At 61.3% G+C, this 18,770-nt stretch carries 20 protein-coding genes; 8 read left to right on the forward strand and 12 right to left on the reverse strand.

Annotation, left to right across the window (positions count from 1 at the left end):
• Positions 1-313: 313 nt before the first annotated feature.
• The 3 genes from CKO42_RS08350 to CKO42_RS08360 form a co-directional block, all read right to left on the reverse strand.
• On the reverse strand, positions 314-709 hold the full coding sequence (locus CKO42_RS08350; protein ID WP_200241959.1) for an H-NS histone family protein: 396 nt from the start codon (positions 707-709) through the stop codon (positions 314-316).
• A gap of 178 nt (positions 710-887) precedes the next feature.
• Positions 888-1,370 carry a LexA family protein gene (locus tag CKO42_RS08355; RefSeq protein ID WP_200241961.1) on the reverse strand — a complete coding sequence of 161 codons (483 nt, stop codon included), beginning with the start codon at positions 1,368-1,370 and terminating at the stop codon, positions 888-890.
• An 84-nt stretch (positions 1,371-1,454) separates the two neighbouring features.
• Positions 1,455-1,646 (reverse strand): hypothetical protein, encoded by a 192-nt coding sequence (locus CKO42_RS08360; protein ID WP_200241963.1) that lies wholly within the window; start codon positions 1,644-1,646, stop codon positions 1,455-1,457.
• Positions 1,647-2,105: 459 nt separating this feature from the next.
• Here CKO42_RS08360 and CKO42_RS08365 point away from each other — a divergent pair, with 459 nt between their 5' ends.
• Positions 2,106-2,687 carry a beta-class carbonic anhydrase gene (locus tag CKO42_RS08365; RefSeq protein WP_200241965.1) on the forward strand — a complete coding sequence of 194 codons (582 nt, stop codon included), beginning with the start codon at positions 2,106-2,108 and terminating at the stop codon, positions 2,685-2,687.
• Between the two features lie 32 nt (positions 2,688-2,719).
• On the opposite strand, the gene CKO42_RS08370 is transcribed toward CKO42_RS08365, so the two are convergent.
• Positions 2,720-3,031, reverse strand: a complete 312-nt coding sequence (locus CKO42_RS08370) for a histidine kinase (protein WP_200241968.1) — start codon at positions 3,029-3,031, stop codon at positions 2,720-2,722.
• A 47-nt stretch (positions 3,032-3,078) separates the two neighbouring features.
• Between CKO42_RS08370 and CKO42_RS08375 the strand changes: the two genes are divergently transcribed.
• Positions 3,079-3,921, forward strand: a complete 843-nt coding sequence (locus CKO42_RS08375; protein WP_200241977.1) for a CHAP domain-containing protein — start codon at positions 3,079-3,081, stop codon at positions 3,919-3,921.
• Between the two features lie 517 nt (positions 3,922-4,438).
• On the forward strand, positions 4,439-5,362 hold the full coding sequence (locus tag CKO42_RS28265) for a tyrosine-type recombinase/integrase (protein ID WP_200241987.1): 924 nt from the start codon (positions 4,439-4,441) through the stop codon (positions 5,360-5,362).
• Positions 5,363-5,366: 4 nt separating this feature from the next.
• Here CKO42_RS28265 and CKO42_RS08385 read toward each other — a convergent pair whose 3' ends face one another.
• Positions 5,367-6,806 carry an RNA-guided endonuclease InsQ/TnpB family protein gene (locus CKO42_RS08385; RefSeq protein WP_200242186.1) on the reverse strand — a complete coding sequence of 480 codons (1,440 nt, stop codon included), beginning with the start codon at positions 6,804-6,806 and terminating at the stop codon, positions 5,367-5,369.
• 37 nt (positions 6,807-6,843) lie between these two features.
• Here CKO42_RS08385 and tnpA point away from each other — a divergent pair, with 37 nt between their 5' ends.
• From tnpA to CKO42_RS08400, 3 genes are read left to right on the forward strand one after another with little or no spacing between them, the layout of a single operon-like run.
• Positions 6,844-7,281 (forward strand): IS200/IS605 family transposase, encoded by a 438-nt coding sequence (tnpA, locus tag CKO42_RS08390; RefSeq protein WP_200241990.1) that lies wholly within the window; start codon positions 6,844-6,846, stop codon positions 7,279-7,281.
• Between the two features lie 30 nt (positions 7,282-7,311).
• On the forward strand, positions 7,312-7,608 hold the full coding sequence (locus CKO42_RS08395; protein ID WP_200241992.1) for a WGR domain-containing protein: 297 nt from the start codon (positions 7,312-7,314) through the stop codon (positions 7,606-7,608).
• Between the two features lie 12 nt (positions 7,609-7,620).
• Positions 7,621-8,004, forward strand: a complete 384-nt coding sequence (locus CKO42_RS08400) for a lysozyme inhibitor LprI family protein (protein ID WP_200241998.1) — start codon at positions 7,621-7,623, stop codon at positions 8,002-8,004.
• A 334-nt stretch (positions 8,005-8,338) separates the two neighbouring features.
• Here CKO42_RS08400 and CKO42_RS08405 read toward each other — a convergent pair whose 3' ends face one another.
• From CKO42_RS08405 to CKO42_RS08425, 5 genes are all read right to left on the reverse strand, one after another.
• Complete coding sequence (locus CKO42_RS08405; protein ID WP_200242000.1) at positions 8,339-9,004, reverse strand: rhodanese-like domain-containing protein; 666 nt, start codon at positions 9,002-9,004, stop codon at positions 8,339-8,341.
• Positions 9,005-9,072: 68 nt separating this feature from the next.
• Complete coding sequence (locus tag CKO42_RS08410) at positions 9,073-9,630, reverse strand: hypothetical protein (protein ID WP_200242003.1); 558 nt, start codon at positions 9,628-9,630, stop codon at positions 9,073-9,075.
• Between the two features lie 107 nt (positions 9,631-9,737).
• On the reverse strand, positions 9,738-10,577 hold the full coding sequence (gene soxA / locus CKO42_RS08415) for a sulfur oxidation c-type cytochrome SoxA (RefSeq protein ID WP_200242005.1): 840 nt from the start codon (positions 10,575-10,577) through the stop codon (positions 9,738-9,740).
• A gap of 94 nt (positions 10,578-10,671) precedes the next feature.
• Positions 10,672-11,046, reverse strand: a complete 375-nt coding sequence (gene soxX / locus CKO42_RS08420) for a sulfur oxidation c-type cytochrome SoxX (RefSeq protein WP_242479228.1) — start codon at positions 11,044-11,046, stop codon at positions 10,672-10,674.
• Positions 11,047-11,074: 28 nt separating this feature from the next.
• Complete coding sequence (locus tag CKO42_RS08425; protein ID WP_242479229.1) at positions 11,075-12,130, reverse strand: endonuclease; 1,056 nt, start codon at positions 12,128-12,130, stop codon at positions 11,075-11,077.
• Positions 12,131-12,537: 407 nt separating this feature from the next.
• On the opposite strand from CKO42_RS08425, the gene CKO42_RS08430 reads away from it, so the two are divergent.
• The gene (locus CKO42_RS08430; protein WP_200242033.1) at positions 12,538-14,196 is read left to right on the forward strand and encodes a diguanylate cyclase; all 1,659 of its coding nucleotides are present in this window, start codon (positions 12,538-12,540) and stop codon (positions 14,194-14,196) included.
• Between the two features lie 34 nt (positions 14,197-14,230).
• On the opposite strand, the gene bluB is transcribed toward CKO42_RS08430, so the two are convergent.
• Both bluB and CKO42_RS08440 read right to left on the reverse strand, forming a co-directional pair.
• Positions 14,231-14,890 carry a 5,6-dimethylbenzimidazole synthase gene (bluB, locus tag CKO42_RS08435; protein ID WP_200242046.1) on the reverse strand — a complete coding sequence of 220 codons (660 nt, stop codon included), beginning with the start codon at positions 14,888-14,890 and terminating at the stop codon, positions 14,231-14,233.
• Between the two features lie 350 nt (positions 14,891-15,240).
• Positions 15,241-16,197, reverse strand: coding sequence for an FtsZ/tubulin family protein (locus tag CKO42_RS08440; protein WP_200242048.1), 957 nt, complete (start codon positions 16,195-16,197; stop codon positions 15,241-15,243).
• Positions 16,198-16,438: 241 nt separating this feature from the next.
• On the opposite strand from CKO42_RS08440, the gene CKO42_RS08445 reads away from it, so the two are divergent.
• Positions 16,439-18,688: an AAA family ATPase gene (locus tag CKO42_RS08445; RefSeq protein WP_200242052.1), complete on the forward strand. Its 2,250-nt coding sequence runs from the start codon at positions 16,439-16,441 to the stop codon at positions 18,686-18,688.
• Positions 18,689-18,770: the final 82 nt, after the last annotated feature.

An 18,770-nucleotide genomic window follows, 5' to 3' on the forward strand; every position in this document is an offset into this window, starting at 1 on the left:
GGTCCTCAATCACCGGCGTGGGGTGCCGGTAAACTGGGAGGAACACAGGGCGGCGCTCCCGCTGATCAGGCACAGGAAGTGCCGATTGGGGCAGGGAGCCCGCCCCAGTTCAGGAGCGCCTGATTGCTCGCTGGTCGATCGTTGACCAATCTAACCCTGCGGCCACGAAACTGTAATCAAAACACGCCTAGGATTGGCGTTGAGATAGGCTTCTCCACAAGGTTATCCACAGGGAGCGTGGACAACTTGCGGATCACGATGAGCAGCGATCAGGCTGTCAACCGCGCTTTGTCGATGACAGCCTAGTCATTGATCAAGCAGCGATTTTCTGCAAGTGCTCTTCCTTGAACTGTTGGCGCTGCTCGGCGTTTTCCGGGTCGTATCCGTTGGCCGCCATCTTCTCGATGAGCCAGTACGGCATACGTCCGCGGATATAGACATTCTCCGGGTTGTCCGGATCGACATACTGGGTGTAGTTGCCGCTTCCCGCGCCTGGGCGTTTCCCGCGTTGTTTGCGTTGCCGGCCACCGAGTTGTTCGGCGATATCGTCCTGTTGATAGCCTCGCTCGGCAATGATTTGCTTGAGCTCTTCAACGAATGCCTTTTTCTCTTCCTTCAGGCGCGCCTCGAAGGCACGCTCAAGAGCGTATTGCTCTTGTTTGACCTGTTCGATCTGGGCCTGGATCTCTTCTGCGCTGTGGTGTTCCATCGAAGACCTCGTTCGTTCTCTGTTGTTGTCAAACACGGGTTGCATCGTTCAAACGCAACCCTCTTCTCAATGTATGCTTTTTGCCGGCTGACTTTCAAGTTTAATGGATCAGTCGGAACGACTGCATGAGGTCTTTACATTTCTTTATCAAGCTTAGCGCGCATCGGTGGAGCCTGGATCAGTCATCCAAATCGTGTTGGCCGCTGGTCACCACACGCATGATCGCTGTCACCGTGCCAATGACCTCGACCTGATCGAGCCGGTAACGCAACGGGGCCATGCCAGTTTTTGCCGGCTGCAGACGGATGTGATTGGACTCGCGAAAGAAGCGTTTCAGCGTTGCCTCGTTGCCATCGATCAACGCGACGACGACCTCACCGTCTGAGACATTGGGTCGTGGCTGAATGAGGATCAGATCACCATCTTCGATCTGATCCTCGGTCATCGAATCACCTCGCACGCGTAGCGCGAATTGTGCGTTCTGGGCGAGCTGTTCGGGAACCTCGATCCAGTTCGGGTCTTCGATGGCCTCGAGCGGCCGTCCAGCGCTGACGCGTCCCATGAGTGGGAGTGCGGTCATGGATGCTGTGCCAGGGTCGATCCACTCGGAGGTGTGAGTGATGCGCGTCTGACTGAGACGCTGGATGAAAAGCGTTGGCATGGCACTGGCGTCGATGAGAGGTCGTAACAGGCTATGGTAAAGGCTGCTTAACCTGGACGCGGTTTAGGCAGCGCCAGGCAGAGGTCAGTCCAGGCTGGGCACGGTCTGGGCGATGGGCTCTTCTGCGGCCTCGTGCGCGCCGGGAGCGCGCCGATTGCCAGGACGGCACAACGTCTCAGGAGCAAGACGCGATTGAACCCCGGGTGCGGCAGCATCGGGCAGCAGGCGGCGGCGCGGATTGTCTGGCGTCGAGCGGGCCGCTGTGACGGCATCCATCAACCATAAATCTGTAGCAGATGCGGTACTCGCTGGCGTGCGATGGGTTGCGATCGAGGGTCCTGCGGCAGAACAGCAGCAGGGAGCAGAGCAGCAGGAGAGCGATCCAGTGTCGGCGTGGCAGCCTCATCAGGAGCAGGAGCAGCAGGATGGCCGTCGAGCGGTGGCAGATCAGCAGCAGCGCGGGCGTCGAGGGTGGTCGGTCTGCGGCCTAGCGACGGCGCGGGCTGCTGGCGATGTCGGCTGTTGGCAGGTATCGAACTCGCCGTTTGGGTCCACGGCGCGTGAGGTTAGCGAGGATGTTGGAGGGAGGCACGGGCGGGCGATCAATCAAGTGCTTCGGCGGTGCGGTCGAGTGGTGAGTAGGCAGTTGCAGCCCAACATCCAATCTAGGCGGGCGAATCTGATAGCGCCGACGCACCGCCGGACAAAGGCGCCACCAAGAATGAGGATGTTGATATGAGCCAGATACGAGAAGAAGTCCTGTCCGCGAATACAGCCTATGCGGCGAGCTTCAATAAGGGCGATCTGCCGATGCCACCAGGTCGCCACTTTGCGATCTTGACCTGTATGGATGCGCGATTGGACCCGGCTAAATATGCCGGACTCGCGGAGGGCGATGCGCATGTGATCCGTAACGCCGGTGGACGCGCAAGCGATGATGCGATCCGTTCGCTGGTGATCTCGTACAAGTTGCTGGGCACACGTGAGTGGTTCGTGATCCACCACACTGATTGCGGGATGGAGACCTTCACCGATGAGATCATGCGCGATCTGTTGGCCAGCAGCCTGAAGACCTCGAGCGTCGACGCCTCGGGCTGGCATGATTCAGGCGAGGGTCCGGGGTCGAGCGAGGGGCGTTACATCGATTGGCTGACGATCAAGGACAACGCGCAAAGTGTGGTCGATGACGTTCAGCGTATCCGGCAACATCCGTTGGTCCCTGGCAATATTCCGATCTACGGGTACATCTACGATGTGCGCAGCGGGAAGCTGATCGAGGTGCCAGAGGCAACCGCAGTCGGTACGGTCTCGGTCTGATCGGGCCTTCCTCGGGCAGGGATGCCCGTGGCTCAGTGCAGGCGCTGGCTGCTGGTGCTCAACGATCCGTGTGCGCGTAGTTGACGCAGCAGTTCCGCCCTTCCCTGCAGCGCTACGATCAGGGCCTTATCCACATCGCCGAGATTCAACAGATCGCCATCAATCAGTCTGTCTTGGGGCATCTCGAATGGTGCAACAGCCCAGGCCGCACCGAACCCACCGAGCCACCAACGTTGCGCCTCGATGTCGTCCAGCGGTGGAAAGTGATGGTCGTCCTGCAGCCCCTGCTCGTAGACATCCCAGCCACGATCAAACCAAACATTGAGCTGTGCATCCTCGTCCATGTGGATCAGCTCTCGTAGAGTTCTTTTGCCTTTTGCTCGATTCCATCATGATCCTGACCGCCCGCCTCAAATCGCTGAGCTTCGTGCTGCTCGGCCTCCTCGCGCTACTCGCTGGCTTCTGGTGGAGCGCGTCCAATCCTCAGCAGGACGGCGGGGCAACCCTGCCGCTGACCGATGGCGTTGGTCTGATCGGACCACCGCGGAACTTCTCGCCGACCGAAGCCGCAGCGTTGTTCGCCGACAGCCGCAAGGCCTGTGAGGGTCCCTGCATCACGCCCTTTGGCGAGATCCTCGGGATCGCAGACGGTGCCGAAGCGCGCTCGAATTGCACCTCGCGCTGCGTGCTTCCCAAGCGTGGCTTCCTGGATCTGGAGAGTGGGGCTTATGCCGTGTTGGAGGAAGCGCCAGAGGATACGGCCTTGGTCTACGTTGGCATCACCTATCAGTGCGTCGGCTATGCGCGGTACTGGTGGATGAAAAACCTGTCGCTGACCTTCGGCGATGTCGATGATGCACACCAGATCCTCTATCTGACCGAGGCGACTGATCCCCGCACTGGCGAGACCTTCGCGCTCGGGCGCTCGGTGAACGGCTCGGCCGAGCGACCACCACAGCGGGGGGATCTTCTGGTGTATGCCGCCGATCGAGATGATCCCGAGTGGCGCTTTGGCCATGTGGCGGTGATCGTCGGGGTGGACCTGGAGCGGAGCCTGGTCTCGGTGGCGGAAGAGAACTACGACAACCATCCCTGGCAGAACCCGGAAGTCTTCGCTCGTCAGGTTCGCCTCTTTGAGATCAATGGCCGCTACACCATGCTCGATCTGAGCGAGGGCGAGACCCGCAATTCCGATGGTGGCCAGATCGCCGGCTGGATCTATCCGGTGCGCTGATCAGCAGCGTCCGGTTCAGGTTTCCCGTGCCGCGATGCCAGGTCGATCAAGCCTCTGGGCGACATGAGTCAATGTGAGTCATGCTGACTTACTTTGAGTCATTCTGACTTGACTCGTTCTGAGTTGCTCCCAGTCGTTCTAGCGATTTGCCTGTCGATACGTCCAAGGCGTCTGGTGTAAGCCTGGCTGGGACCAGATGCCAAGCCCGTGCGTCTTGGGCCTTGGGCTTATCCTGCAGCCTTTAGTAGCCTCTGTCTGTTCAGTACTGCGGATAGACCGCCGTCTGTCCATCGGCCACTATCCGCTGGTTCAAGCGGTTCCAGGGCGGCGCCCGAAATGGGCACTTCAACGGGACGCGTCCATCCTTCCTGAAATACATATTTCAAGCAGAGAGGCTGAAAAACAAAGACTTAAAAGTCATTCCAGGTCAAGTTGAGTCAGACTGAGTCAAGTCGTTCTGAGTCGTTCTGAGTCAACTCAGGTTAGAACACCCTAACCCGTCCAACAGGTGGATGCCGTGAAAGAACATGCAGATTTCTGGATCGCCCGGAAGGATTTCCTCGACAACCTCCGCTACATCCGTGGCGCGGCTGTTGGAACCTGTGTCGGCTATCGATCCGACCTAGGACTTTGGGGCCAATGGCTGACCGAGGCTGAGCGTGACTGGAGACAATGCACCCACATGCAGGTCGAGCAGTGGATCAGTTGGCAGATGCGCGAGCGGGGCGTGAGTGCGCACATCATCGCTCGACGGCTCTCCTGTCTGTCCTCGTTTTACAAGTGGGCCAAGAAGCACGGGCTGAGCGAGTCCGACCCTGTCTATCTGGCCGACAAGCCAAAACGCTCGCAGCGCATGCCGATCTGGCTCGAACGCGATGAGCAGGCACGTCTGCAGCGTGCATCTGAGGACATCGAGGATATGGCCGAATCCATCACCGGACGCAAACGCGAGCAGGTGCTCCAAGCCCGGCGGCGCTATGACTGCCTGTTTGGATTGATCCAGAATTCGGGACTGAGGATCTCAGAAGCACTGGCCGTGCAGGTGCAGGATGTGAAGATGGTCAATGGCGTTGCCCGCTCAGTGCGTGTCATCGGCAAGGGCAACAAGGAGCGTTGTGTACCGCTGCCCCTGAGCTTCGGTCCCTCGCTCGCCACCTGGATCAGCGAACAGCCCACCGACGATGGCTATATCTTCGCCAAGGCACCCGGCGACCGACCACCGAGCGCCCGCGCGGCCCGGCTCTATCTGCGCCAGCTGGTCGAGCGCGCCGAGATCAACAAGCCGGTCACGCCGCACAAGCTCCGACACACCTACGCGACCCGGTTGCTCGAGTCAGGCGCCCAGCTGGTCTACATCCAGGCCCTGCTCGGCCATAGCAATATCGCCACCACCCAGATCTATACCCACGTCGCTGATGGCCGGATGGCTGATGTCGTATGAAGTCTTACCGCGAAAGCCGCTGGCTTGTGGCGGGGGGTTCCTGCTTCATCGAACGATGCGCTGACGTGTTGCCACGGCAGCGTCTGATAGCGTTCTCCACAGGCGTTCGCGGGGTGAATCCCGCCGGTTCGGCCTCTCCCGGGCCTACCGTCGTGCGCCGGAGCGCACAGCGTTTCTTGGGCTTCGCGACCACGTGTCCGTCTGCCACCCAGCGTGCGCCGCGCGCCGCAATGACCTGCGCGGCGTTGATGTCGGCGTGGGCCTGGTGACCGCAGGCTTGGCAGACAAACCGCGCCTGACTGGGGCGGTTGTCCGGGTGAATGTGCCCACAGCGGGCGCATTCCTGCGAGGAATAGGCGGCCGGAACCTCCACCACGAGCTTGCCCGCACGGGCCGCCTTGTTGCGAAGGATCGTCTTGAACTGACCCCAGCCGGAGGCGAGGATCGATTTGTTGAGGCCGGATTTGGCCTTGGCGTTGTTGGGCAGGTAGTGCCCGGGGCGCTCGGGATCGGGCTTGGCCTTGGCCCGCTTGGTCATCTGCTGGACCTGCAGCGCCTCGAGGGCGTAGACCTGATGGCGCGGCTCATCGACCAGGATGCGCGCGGCCTTGTGGGCCAGATCCCGGCGCACGTCTGAGGCGTAGCGATAGGTCCGCGCGACCTGCTCCCGCGCCTTGGCGCGGTTCTTTCCGCCCTTGCAGCGCCGGGCGAGCTTGCGCTGCCAGCGCTTGCGGCGGCGTTCCTTCTGGGCCAGGCGCTGCTGCTGCACCGGGGAGGCGACGATGCGCTGCCCGTCGCTGGTCATCACCGGCGTGGCGACACCGCGATCCAGGCCCAGGGTCGCTGCCTCGAGCTGCTCGATCGGCAGCTGCTGCAGGCGCTCGGCGATCGCCTTCTCGCTCAGGATCTCGGTGGCGGTCTCGTTGGAGAAGCTGACATGCCAGCGCCCGGCCTCGAGGCTGATGTGCAGCGAGGCCGGCGGCTCAAAATCACGGTGCGCGGTGAAGGCCAGCTCGCCGACGGGGAACTTGCGCGTCCCGATGCGCAGCCGGTAGGCGCGGGGGGCATCCTCGATCGGTTCGAGCTCGAACAACTCGCGCGTGATCCACACCGACTGGCGGCCATGGCGCGTCTTGATCGTCGGGCGACCGCCAAGCCCAGCAAAGTAGCGACCATAAGCCTGCTTCCAGCGCACCGCCCCGTTGCGCAGGATCACCCCCGGCACCTCGGCCAGAAACGGCGTCTGCTCAGTCTTGAACTGGGCGTAGCACTGATCGATGGGGATCGGCGTCCCGGTGAGCTGCAGCGCCGACTTGGCGAAGCGCCGGAAGTAGCGATCCTCGCCCACTTTGGCGTTGTAGATGAAGCGCTGGCAGCCGATCCACTGGCGCAAGGTCTGCGCCTGAGCCTCGGTGGGGTAGCAGCGAAAACGAAAGCCGTCCATGTTTGCTAGACTACCCGAAAAAAATTTAGGCCGCAAGATGGATAACTCAAACAGATCAAGTTCTCACGCCGTTTTCAACATTAAGCTACATATCGTTTTCGTGACCAAGTACCGCCGCCCCACACTGACCCCGGAGCTGCTGGCGTACCTGGAAACGGCCTTTGCGGAGATCCTGAGCGCCTGGCGCTGTCGGTTGATCGAGTTCGGCGGCGAGGTCGATCACGTCCACCTGCTCATCGACATCCATCCGGCGCTCGATCTCTCGGTGCTGATCAACAACCTCAAGACGGCCAGTGCACGGCGCGCGCGCAACCGCTTTGCCGAACACCTGGGCGCCTTCTACAGCAAACCGCTGTTCTGGCATCGGGCCTACTTCGTTGGCAGCGTCGGTGGTATGACCCTGGAGACGGTGCGTGACTACGTGCAAGCCCAAGGCACCAAGGAGCAAAGGCGCTCACGCGCCCAGCGTGCTTGACCCCCCTCTTGGCTTCGCCTAAGAAGGGGAATGCGCGCACAATTCGTTCAAGACTTTGAAGAACCCCTGACGCATCGCTGGATCAATCGAGAGAATCAACGCTACTACAGCGTCCGGCTCATCCAAGACCTCTTCGGCGACTGGACCCTGGTCGTCTGCTGGGGTGGGGCGAACTCCAAGCGCGGCGGGATGCGGGTGATCCCCGTAGAGAGCCAAAAGGAAGGGGAGGGAGAGATCGCGAAGATGGCCAAGCGTCGACGCCAACACGGTTATGCAGTGCTTGTAGAATCCGCGTCACCCGACGAGCCACCAGTCGACGATGATTAACGGAGCCCACCGATGCGGAAGATCCTCTTAGCCAGTTTGCTGATCGCCAGCCTCAACACCCAGGCCGACGAGCAGCTCTACACCCAGCGGTACTCAACCTGCCTGGATCAAGCAGGCGGCGTGACCTACTCGATGCTGGACTGTATCTCGGAAGAGCTCACGACTCAGGATGCCCGGCTCAACGGGGCCTATCAGAAGCTGCAAAAGTCACTCTCGGCGGAACGCAAACAAGCACTGCTCACCGCGCAACGCCTGTGGATCAAGTACCGTGACGCCAACTGCGACTTCTACAACGATCCCGAGGGCGGCAGCTACCAGCGCGTCATGGCCAACGAGTGCATGCTCAGGGAAACCGCCGAGCGCGCCAAGGAACTGGAGATGCTGAGCGAGCCGTGATCTTTCTGTCCGCCGAGTCGTCGAGTAGGGATCAACCTCGTCTCACAGCTCCGAATACCAGGACGAAACCGTTCTGACTCTGATCGAACTGCCTAAGAGGAACTGACCCTCGATTCTGAACATTTTTGCGGGTCTGTCTCAACCTGTTGACGTAACTGTTGGGTCTATCCCAAGACGTCTAATCAGGTCGAGGATTAAGTCGGCAGTCGACCGGGACCAATGACTGCATAGGTTCCAACGATGTTCTGGTAGCTGTGTGGAAATAAAAAAACGCCGACGAAGACGTCGGCGCTTTGAACGGGGCCAGGTCCACGCGGCCTCAGCGATAGCCGAGCTAGGGTTTGACGGTGGTCAAGCCAACACTAGCCCAGTCCTGCATGCCGCCGCGGTACCACTTGAGCTTGTAGACCGGATATCCGTACTCGACCAGGGTATTGATGTTGGTAGTCGACTGCGGGCACCAGATGCCGTTGCAGAAGAGCACCAGGGTCTTGGCCTCCTCGAAGGTCCATGCACCGGTCTGCGGGTTCTGGTTGGCACCGAACTCATCGGCCAGGATATGCACGAAGGTGTCGGCTTCGCCGGGGGTCTCAAAAGTGCCGGCGGTGTCGGTGTTGATCTTGGTCCAGGGAATATTCATTGAGCCAGGAATGGTGCCGCGCATGACCCAATCTGGGGTGCGTGAATCGATGACCATGATCGATTCGTCGCCTTGATGGATGCGGTGCAGATAGTCGAGCACCTCGAGCTCACCCACGGTATCAACCCCGGGAACAGCCTGTATCGGCTGCACGCAGAAGGGAGGGCAGCCGCGGTCGGTCTTCTGGAAGATATCGGGAAGCGTGGCGTTACCGTCGTGGCCGCGGGTCACGGTCACTGTTTCGCCGTTGTGGGTGACGTCGACGCTCTCGATCATCGGCGCGATCTTATTGTCAGCGGCGAACGCGGTGGTGCCGATCAGTAGCAGGGGGACGGCGATCAGGGTAGTACGTATGTTCATGGATGACTGTCCTCTCGGGCGGAATAGGGATGGTTGAAGCCTGGCCCTGGGGCTTGGGACTTGATCGGCTAGTTGGCCGCTTCACGCATGTAAACAGGCATGTCGGCATCCTGCTCAGCCATGGCCTGTTCGTAACCACGCACCGCCTGGAACTTCGCCGCACTGGCGGCTTGGATCGCTTGATCAAACTCGCCCGCACCGAGGAAGGTCTTTGCGCTCTTGATCATGTCAGCCACATCGCGCCACTCGCCACCGACGGCATCAGCCTTTTCGCGGGCCACTTCGGCGGCGGCAATCATGGACTCCGCAATGGCTGCCTTATCGTCCACGGCCTCAACCTCGCCAGAGGCGACCTTCATCGCGAACTGATCCTGTCGCATCGCCCAGTAGGCGTATTGCTGGGCAAGGGTGTACTGGCGCGACGGCAGCAGGGATTCGGCCTGATCGATCATTTCTGCCGCAAGACTGTCGCTGACGCCAGCGGCGACGGCCTTCTCGCGCAGATCCTTGGCTTCAGCGATCGTGGCTTCAGCCTCGTCGCGGGTGGTTGCCCAAGAGGTTGTTGCTGGGATCAGTACCATCAGTGCAACGGCGATAAGGCCGGTTGAAAAAGGACGCATCTTCATACGGGATAAACTCCATTCGTGCTCCTAAATGGTCTCGCCGACGATTGCCGAGCGGTGCCGACAGGCTGCCGGCGAGGCCATCACTTCGTTATGTTGCTGTGCTTCGCTTACTTACGTGCGCCGGGGCCATTCAGCTCGAGGCCGTTGTTCATGTAAGTGAGGAAGTATTCAAGGTTGCGGAACTCTTCGCTTTGAGCCTCGAATGGCTTGGCGCGGACTTGGCTGTTGCAACCAGAGAAGCGGCGGTGCAGCGTGCCCATCTCGCCCCACTTTGATCGATAAACCGGGAAGTGGGTGGTATGGCCGAGCGCTGGGCTCAGGATCTCAGTGCGCAGCGTGGTGCCAGAGTTGGCGACATGGCAGCTAGCACAAGAGAAGTTGAGCTGACCGCGACGGGCGAAGTAGAACTGCTTGCCAGCCTCATAAGCGGCGAGGGCGCGCGGGTCGTCCGCCGGGATCTCGACATTGACCACTTGGCCGCGAGACTCGTAGGCCATGTAGGCGAGCAGATTCGCAATGGGACCCTTCTTGTATTTCAGGGGTTTCTCCCCGTTCGCCTCACGGCACTCGTTGATGGCCAACGGCAGGGTCACGACCATGCCGCGCTCTTTATCCCAGTGTGGATATTTGCTCTCGATCCCGGGGCCGTCGGGAAAGCAATCTGCATAGCTCTTGCCGTTGGCAAAGGGGGTGTTCCACATCTCCTCGCCTTCAGAGAGGGCCGTCTCGTAAGGAGGAAACTCCTCGATTGCCTCCCAGTTTTCACGTCCGACCGGGTCGATACAGTAGACGCCGTTGACGAAATCGTCCTTCGGCACCTGCGGGAAGCGTTCTTGGAAATAGGCTTGCCACGCGGCCTGATCCTCGGCCGGTGTGCTGGCGATGAGAGGGGCTGCGACGAGGCAGCCGATGCCAAGCGCAGTGATGGTGGTTAGCGTCTTATTCATTGTGAGTTTGCCTCCGAACAATGCATCGATACGGGGATTAGGCCGCCGCAGGCGCAAGCCTCGCGGACCATCGCAGCCGGGCCAAGCCAAGCGGTCAGAGTGACCAGACGTATTCGACGACGTCGACGAACTCCTGGTTGCTCAGGATGCCGTGTTTACCAAACGGAGGCATCACGACATCTGGGTTCTTTACGGTGGGGTCCCAGATCTGCTTGGCGAGGTCAGCCTTACTGGAGTAGCGGGTCTGCATGGCAATCAGTGCCGGGCCAATGGCGCCGGGCGAGTCACCGCCGGGGATCAAGTGGCAGGCGATGCAATTACCTTTGGCGCGCGTCATGGCGACCTCTTTGCCGGCGTCAACATTGCCGTTTAAGGCGATGTCGGGCATGTCGGCGACCGCTGGGGCCATCAGTAGACTCAGGGAAAAGACTGCGGCAACGCCGCGAAGTTGGGGGCTGACTAACAGCATAGAGTGCCTCCTATTTCGATGGCTGGTTCTAATCATCATCTGGCCCGCGGTGCGTTCTGGTGTCACCCTGCTCGGAATACTGCGACACATAGCGGTTTTCGATTTTTTGCAACTTGGCAATCCGCTGGTTGCGCTCGATCTCCCAAGCATCCGGCGGATCGCTGTTGTTCCAGGCCCGATACAGCTGCTGATCCTGACGGCTCAACCTGAAACCGTAAGTATCCGCCATATAGAGCATGGTCCGGGCGATGTCGCCGCGCAGATGATCCGGTGGCTGCACACGGCGGATGCTCGAATCGATGCGGATGTCGCAATCGCCGTACCGATCACCACCCGGGACCATGCCCCAGTTGTAGTCCGACCGGCGTCCGTTGACCAGACCGACTGCGGGAATCAGGTTGTGCAAATCGTTGTGCGCCGCGGTGAACACGACATCGACCCGCTGACAGCAGTCACGGCCCGAAAGCGCTTTGCCGCTTGAGGTATAGCACGCATCGAACGTCTCCGGCTCGCGCCAGCACTTGCGGAAGTTGCCGAACTGCGAGGCCGGAAACACATGCTCGGCCTCCACCCGATCCGCGCGCGTATCACCCGCGTACTGCTCCATCCCGCAGCTCCCGAGATCGGTACGTCTCCGTCTGTCATAGCGGCAGCCGCAGTAGGCGGTCACCCGCTGACCCCGGTAGATCTTGTCGTACAGGAGATCCTTGGCGCGCGAGAAGCTGCCTGCCACCTGCGGTAGGTCACCAGCAGCATTCGGCGGGTCAGGATGGGGTAGTGCATTTGGATCAGGACGCAGCTCGTCGAGATCAGGCAGTAACCAGTCGATGTCCAGTGACCAAGAGGCAATGTCAGGCCAGTCGCCATCCAAAGCGACAGAGTTGAACAGTTTGGCACCGGTATCGAGGACGACTGTGCCGGTATCGAGCGCGACATCGACGACGAGGCTGCGGATATCCCCAGCAACCGCAACCGCCCGCTGTCCGTTCTCGCCCCACTGGTCAGTCACGGTAGGCGGCACGAACGACAGGGCCGAGATCAGCCCGAAGCCGATCGCAAGATCACGAAACTTCCGAGTGATCAAACGTATCCAGGCGCGCAAGCCTTTGGGTAAGCTCGGCAGCGCGGATGCTTTGTGCTTGAGTTGCTTCGAGCGGGATTTAGTGGAGGTTCTGGAGGTTTGGGTACGACGAGCCATCAAAACAGGACACAAGGCAGCAGAGGGGATTGTGAAGCTTGAAAAGCCTAACATGCCTGTCATGATAGGCTGCTTCAGGCGCAGATATGGCCTAGTTATTTGGCCCAGGCTGCGGGTCTGGGCGCGGATGCAGCGGATTTGTTAGCAGCTGAGCACAGGTATGCAGGCCGGTGGAAATAGGCTCATAGACGGTGGAAAGGACGATGTGATTTACTGCCCCGCCATCCAAAATCGCCCTCGCTGAGAAGGGAGACTTTTAAGAACAAAATGGACAGTTGAGTGTGTCAAATAGGGTGTCAACAAGTACGCGAATCTTTCTGGCTGTTTCGGTCTTTATTATCATCATCGATAGCCTGTTCGTCGTCCTCAATGCTTTTTTCGCGCGCGAGGCGCTGCAGCAGCACTTCGACTCTTGGGGGGACGATCGACGCGCGACCTACTCTATTTTGCGCGATCAGACGCTCGATACCATGCAGGTCCTCGCCGAGATCTTCTCAAGGGACCCGCAACTGCATGCATTGTTTATCGAGGGTCGCGACGCGGTGATTAGCGAGGGCGGTGGTCCCGGTGGGGAAGAGGCTGCGATCTTTCGCACGGCGCTGCTCAAGCGCCTACAGCCAGCCTGGACCGTCGCACGTCGCGATTTCAAGCTGCGCCAACTGCATTTCCACATCGGACCGGCCTCCTTGTCGTTTCTGCGGGTGCATCAGCCGGATCATTATGGTGACCGGATGGACAACCTGCGTCACATCATCGTTGATGCCACCGCAGACGGGCAGCGCCGCTCCGGATTCGAGCTGGGCCGTATCTACTCCGGTTTGCGCGGTGTGGTACCGATCTTCCCGACCATTGGCAAACACCGGGGCGCAGCAATCGGCGCCTTGGAGGTTGGCACCTCCTACCAGCCATTGCTGGAGATACTTGAATACCATACGGGAAGTGATTTCGCGGTGCTGCTGAAGGCCGATCGGGTCGATCGCGCGATGTGGGATCAGTTTCGCAAGGATCTCGTGACACTCGAACGCGATGATCTGGTGGTCGAGGCCACCACCAGTAAGTGCATCGCTCGGGTGATCAATGAGGTGCCATCAAACCTGTTTGAGGGTCGATCACAAGACCAGCTGCAGATCGCCCATTTCCAGCGTGCGGATGATCGTTGGATCGTCGTCGCCACCTGGCCGCTTGAAGATTATCTAAGCCGCACACGCAGTCAGGGTGGCACGCCCGGCTTTGTCGCCGTCTGTGACGATGTCACCGGAGAGATGGATGCTTACCAGCGCCGCCTGGCCACCAGCGTGATCTATGCCATCGTCGCCTTTCTCGCCTTGGAGATCGTCCTGTACTTTGCGATTCGAAACGGCACCCGCCATCTCCAGCGGCGTGTCGAGGCCGCGACGCAATCGATTCGCGACCTGAACTCAGCGCTCAAAGTACGCGCCGAGACCGATAGTCTGACTGGTCTGCTCAATCGTACGACGTTCTACGCGATCGCCGAGGAGACGCGCCACCGGGTCCAACAACAGGCACAGGGACTCAGCGTTGCGATGATCGATATCGATCACTTCAAGCGCATCAATGATCACTATGGGCATGTTATTGGGGATCAGGTCATCAGGGCGATTGCTCAGACGTTGCGCGCCACTGTGCGCGACGGTGACTTGGTCTGTCGCTACGGTGGCGAGGAGTTCCTCTTGCTCTTGCAGCATCCGGTTGCGAGGGACGAGGCCCTAGAGGCCAGCAGTACGTTGGAAGCCGTGGCAACGCGTATTCACGCGGCCGTGAGCGCGCTACGCATCCCTATTGATCAGCCAGACGCCGAGATTCGAGTCACCGTCAGCGTGGGTGTCACCGAGATGCACGGCGACGAGGCGTTAGAGTGCGCCATCAACCGCGCTGACGGACTGCTTTACGCGGCCAAGCGCGGCGGGCGTAATCGAGTGGTGAGAGGATGAGTCACACGGCTTAGAGTATTCATCGCAGAACGTCTCAATCGCGCTCCCCCCAACGATCGTGATGAATCAGTGACTTGAGGTCCGTGCGTTCCAGCCAGCCCGCGTCCTCGAGTTCCGGGCGCTCACGGAAGAAGGCGACAGCGCCAACGCAGAGATAGGCCACCGGCTGCACCCTCTCAGGCAGGCCGAGAATAGCGGCCAAGGCGGCATGATCGATGATGCTGACCCAGCCAACGCCCAAGCCCTCAGCACGGGCAGCTAGCCACAGGTTTTGCACCGCGCAGACGCTGCTGTAGAGGTCCATCTCCGGATTCTGGCTGCGACCGATCACCACCGGACCATGGCGCGCGCGATCACAGGTGACGCAGATCCCGAGCGGTGCCTCAAGAATGCCCTCGAGCTTCAGACTGCGGTAAGTCTCGCGCTGCTCACCCTCGAACTGCGCGGCGGCTTCCGCATGCGCCTGCTCGAACGCGGCCTTGATCTGCTGCCGGATACCGAGATCGCGCACCAGGATGAAATCCCAGGGCTGCATGAAGCCAACGCTCGGCGCATGGTGCGCAGCGCTGAGAATGCGGGTCAGCACGTCCTCTGGGATGGGATCGGGCAGGAACTCACGACGCACATCACGACGACTGAGGATGGCCTTGTAGACCGCCGCGCGCTCGGCTTCTGAGAAGGCATGGTCAGTCATCGGGGGAGGTTGCTCGGGTGGGGTTGGGGCTGAATCGGGTTGGCTACTCTAGCGGGTTGGGGTGGATGCGGGAAGGTTGAGGGGCGGCAATTTGGCGTGCGGTGTCGATAGGTTGTGCGATGCGAGGCCTGCGAGGCGGGTGTTGATCGGCGATTTCGGTCGAGGGTGGAAGGGCATAGCCTGGGGCGCCCCTTGCAGCTGCAGGGAGCAGCTAGCAAGGGGCGTGTCGGGCAGCCTATTGGCGATGGCTCGAGGATAGAGCAGCAGGAAAGGAGCAACGACATTGAGCCAGAACGCAGTCACTCTCGCAGAGAGGGCTTCAAAAAACAGAGCACCTTCGAGGCAGGCGTCTACCCATACAGCAACACCAGGTTCCTTTGACCTTCCGCCATCTGCGGACTGACACCCATGCCAACCATGGTGTTCGCATCCAACATCATGAGGTCTACGAGCGCGTTACTGACCGCATCAAACTCCTCGATCTGAACATCCATCCACCCGGCCAGCCAAACCATGGCCACCTGGGCCTGCTCGAGCGGCTCATCGGTTGCGAGCGCATTCAGCGTCTCGACCAGACCGAACGGAGAGGAAAACGCCACTTCGGTGGCGGATAGACAATTAGCGCCAACGGCACGATGCATCCCGAGTCCCTGGCGCAGCATGTAGCGCACATCGGAGATATCGATGCCGATCAGGCCGCAGGGGATGAGGAAATGCTCGAGCAGGGCCATGGCGGTGGCCTCAGGCGCGGTGCGCTGGACTGGCCCATCGGCTGCCGGGCCGAAGAGCACGACCCCGTCGAGCGCTTGATTCAACGTTACCAGAGCTGCCGACTCCGGCGGGGTGTCGTCTTCCAGCACCAGCGCGAAACGCAAGTAGATGTCCTGTCGCTCCAGCCGGACTGCTACCGCGTTGGCATCGGCGAGCGCCTGCGGATCAGCGGCATCGATGATCAGGGCCAGCCAGTCCCAACCATCGAACCCCTCGGCTTCTAAAGCCTGCGCTGCCACAGGACCCGTGTCGCCGAACACGGGCGCATCGACGAGCAGATCGACGACACGCTGGCTGCGGGGTCCGAAGGCGAGACAGCTCGCGTGCAGATCATCGTGGAGCTGGTAATGCCGGCTTGGGTTGAGCCGGAACAGCCGCGGGGCCACTGGAGACGGTGGCAGCACTGGCTGCAGCGGTACGGGTGACGCATCTGCTGCGAGCCCGATTGCCGACAGCGTCTGCGGCTGCAAGAACGGAGCAGCGACGCCAAGCCCACAGGCTTGCAGCAATCTGCGGCGATTGAGGTTGATGGTCATACGCTGAAACCTGATCGAATCGATAGAAGGGCAACGAACGCACGGAATATGCACGTTTGCCTCAAGCAGGCGCTCGCCGTGCTCGGCGGCGACGTTGATGGGCGTTGTCGTCGTCTCAGAGAACTCGACGCCTGAAGTCATCACCCAGCCGGTTCACGGATCAGAGTCTACCGCAGCTTGTCAGACACCTCTTGTCGCACGGCTTTGGTTCAATCGCCGAAACACACCACGGAGACGAACCATGCCGAGCCGCACCCGAGTCCAACGCCCATCCACATCAACCGCCTCCGCGCGCCCACAGTCGCCGGCACAAGGCGCTGGCCGCCTGACCTTCTGGCGCACCGATTTCACTGACATCCCCGCCGCACCACGACGACTGGCGCGCCTGGCTGTCGAACTGCGCGCCCTGCTCGGTGCGGATCGCAGTGGATTCTCACGCCGTGTCGAGAGCGCCGCCCTGCTGAGCCTGCTACTGCCGCTGCTCGAGCCAACCGCGTTGGCCAACTGGGCCGCCGTGCATGAAGACGACCTCGAGCCCGAGACGCTCGCGGCCTTCACCGCCGATGCCCTCGCCGCCGACAGCCTCGAGCTCGACGAGACGGATGGTCACCGACTCCTGCGCAGCCTGTTCGCGAAGCGCACCACCGCCCTCCAGGCCCGTCTGCGAAGCGCCGACGGCACGACTCCGGTCAGCCCGACCGTGCAGCTCCTCGCCGAGGTGTTGAGCTTGGATGCAATCGAGGCGCAACTGCTCGATTATCTCGATCACCATGCGCGCTCCGAGCCGCTGCGAACGCTGCTGCGCTGCTCCGCACGCGCGACCAGCCCGATCAACCGCTCGCGACTGAGCCGGTTGCTCGCGATCCCCGAGCCGACACTGGCCGAGGTCCTCAAGACCAACGCGCCCTTGCGTCGGCTGGGATTGCTGGATTATGAGCCAGAGGCCGATCTGGAAGATTTCCTCAGCGCGAGTGACCTGCTGAAGTCGGTGCTGGATGCAGCGCCGACCAGCCGCGAGGCGTTGCTCGCGCTGCTGATCGAGCCGGCGCCGGCCGCCGACTGGACGCTGGCGGATTTCCCGCACCTGGCGAGCGAGAGTGGTGCGATCGCAGAGACCCTGGCGCAAGCCTTGTCGAGCCGAAGCGAGGGGGTCAACGCGCTGCTCTACGGCCCGCCCGGGACCGGCAAGACCGAGTTCGCCCGGGCACTGGCCGCGGATCAAGGACTGGCGCTCTATCAGGTGCGTAGCAGCGACGAGGACGGCGATGGGCTCAATCGCCGCGGACGGCTCTCGGCCTATCTGCTGGGCCAACGTCTGCTCGAACGCCGGACCGATGCGGTGTTGCTGTTCGATGAGGTCGAGGATGCGTTCGAGTCCAGCGACAATCTGCTTGCCCTGTTGCGCGGGCAGCGGACCGGCCAGCAGAAGGGTTGGATGAACCGCATCCTGGAGGAGAATGCGGTGCCGGCGATCTGGATCACCAATGATGCCGAAGCGATGGACCCGGCCTTTCTGCGTCGGTTCTTGTTGCCGCTGGGGTTTCGCTCGCCGCCGCGCTCGGTGCGTCGGCAGATGGCCGAACGGCAGTTGGGCCACCTCGGCGTGTCGCCGCAGCTGTTGGATGATCTCGCGGCCGATGCGGCACTGACCCCTGCGCAATTCGGGGCGGCGCGACGCTTGGTGACGCTGCGCACCGCTGCCGACCCGGATGCGGTCACCCGCGCCGGGATCTCGGCACAGCGCAGGCTCTTGCAGGGCGCGCCGGTCGCCCGTCGGCGCACGCCGGCGACCCGCTTCGATCCCGCGTTCCTGAACCTGGAGGGCGAGCTGAGCCCCGCGCAGCTGTTGCAGGCGCTCGAACGACGCGGTCAAGGCAACCTCTGCTTCTATGGTCCACCTGGGACCGGCAAGACCCAGTTCGCCGAGGTGCTCGCCGAGGCGCTAGATCGCGAGTTGATCGTGCGGCAGGCCTCCGAGCTGGTGTCGGCCTATGTCGGCGAGACCGAGCAGAACCTGGCACGGTTGTTCCAGGACGCTGATCCGCTGCACAGCGTGCTGCTGCTCGATGAGGTCGATAGCTTCCTCACCGATCGCAGCCAGGCGCGCCATAGTTGGGAGCGGACCCAGGTCAACGAATTGCTGCAGCAGATGGAGCGCTATCCGGGCATCTTCATCGCCGCGACCAATCGGATGCGGAGTCTGGATCAGGCGGCGCTGCGACGCTTCGAGATCAAGCTGCAGTTTCGGCCGCTCAATCGCCAGCAGCGGCGGGCGTTGTTCGCGCGCGAGGTGTTCGGGGATACTGAGACCGAGGTGCCGGCCCTAATCGCGCGGCATCTGGATGCGTTGGAGCAGCTGACCGCCGGGGATGTGGCGACGGTCTGCCGCCAGCGGGCGTTGCTGGGTGAGGATCTCGGGCCAGAGCAGTTCCTCCGACGATTAGTGGTGGAGTGTCGGTTGAAGGCGACGGGGCAGGTCGAGGCGGCCTAGCCCCTGTCAGACAAAGCCTGTCGTGTTCCTTTGGTGTACTGCAGGCTTCTCGCACTGCCGAACGGCGATCTGACGTCGATTC

It is taken from the genome of Lamprobacter modestohalophilus (assembly GCF_016583905.1).
Lineage (GTDB): Bacteria > Pseudomonadota > Gammaproteobacteria > Chromatiales > Chromatiaceae > Lamprobacter > Lamprobacter modestohalophilus.

Coding starts and splice junctions, on each gene's coding strand:
- CKO42_RS08370 (WP_200241968.1), bottom strand. CDS start 3,031: ATGGACGAGGATGCACAGCTCAATGTTTGGTTTGATCGTGGCTGGGAT.
- CKO42_RS08360 (WP_200241963.1), bottom strand. CDS start 1,646: ATGGATGCCGTCACAGCGGCCCGCTCGACGCCAGACAATCCGCGCCGC.
- tnpA (WP_200241990.1), top strand. CDS start 6,844: ATGGATAACTCAAACAGATCAAGTTCTCACGCCGTTTTCAACATTAAG.
- CKO42_RS08410 (WP_200242003.1), bottom strand. CDS start 9,630: ATGAAGATGCGTCCTTTTTCAACCGGCCTTATCGCCGTTGCACTGATG.
- CKO42_RS08365 (WP_200241965.1), top strand. CDS start 2,106: ATGAGCCAGATACGAGAAGAAGTCCTGTCCGCGAATACAGCCTATGCG.
- CKO42_RS08375 (WP_200241977.1), top strand. CDS start 3,079: ATGATCCTGACCGCCCGCCTCAAATCGCTGAGCTTCGTGCTGCTCGGC.
- CKO42_RS08445 (WP_200242052.1), top strand. CDS start 16,439: ATGCCGAGCCGCACCCGAGTCCAACGCCCATCCACATCAACCGCCTCC.
- soxA (WP_200242005.1), bottom strand. CDS start 10,577: ATGAATAAGACGCTAACCACCATCACTGCGCTTGGCATCGGCTGCCTC.
- bluB (WP_200242046.1), bottom strand. CDS start 14,890: ATGACTGACCATGCCTTCTCAGAAGCCGAGCGCGCGGCGGTCTACAAG.
- CKO42_RS08395 (WP_200241992.1), top strand. CDS start 7,312: ATGCGCGCACAATTCGTTCAAGACTTTGAAGAACCCCTGACGCATCGC.
- CKO42_RS08400 (WP_200241998.1), top strand. CDS start 7,621: ATGCGGAAGATCCTCTTAGCCAGTTTGCTGATCGCCAGCCTCAACACC.
- CKO42_RS08405 (WP_200242000.1), bottom strand. CDS start 9,004: ATGAACATACGTACTACCCTGATCGCCGTCCCCCTGCTACTGATCGGC.
- CKO42_RS08350 (WP_200241959.1), bottom strand. CDS start 709: ATGGAACACCACAGCGCAGAAGAGATCCAGGCCCAGATCGAACAGGTC.
- CKO42_RS08355 (WP_200241961.1), bottom strand. CDS start 1,370: ATGCCAACGCTTTTCATCCAGCGTCTCAGTCAGACGCGCATCACTCAC.
- CKO42_RS08440 (WP_200242048.1), bottom strand. CDS start 16,197: ATGACCATCAACCTCAATCGCCGCAGATTGCTGCAAGCCTGTGGGCTT.
- soxX (WP_242479228.1), bottom strand. CDS start 11,046: ATGCTGTTAGTCAGCCCCCAACTTCGCGGCGTTGCCGCAGTCTTTTCC.
- CKO42_RS08385 (WP_200242186.1), bottom strand. CDS start 6,806: ATGGACGGCTTTCGTTTTCGCTGCTACCCCACCGAGGCTCAGGCGCAG.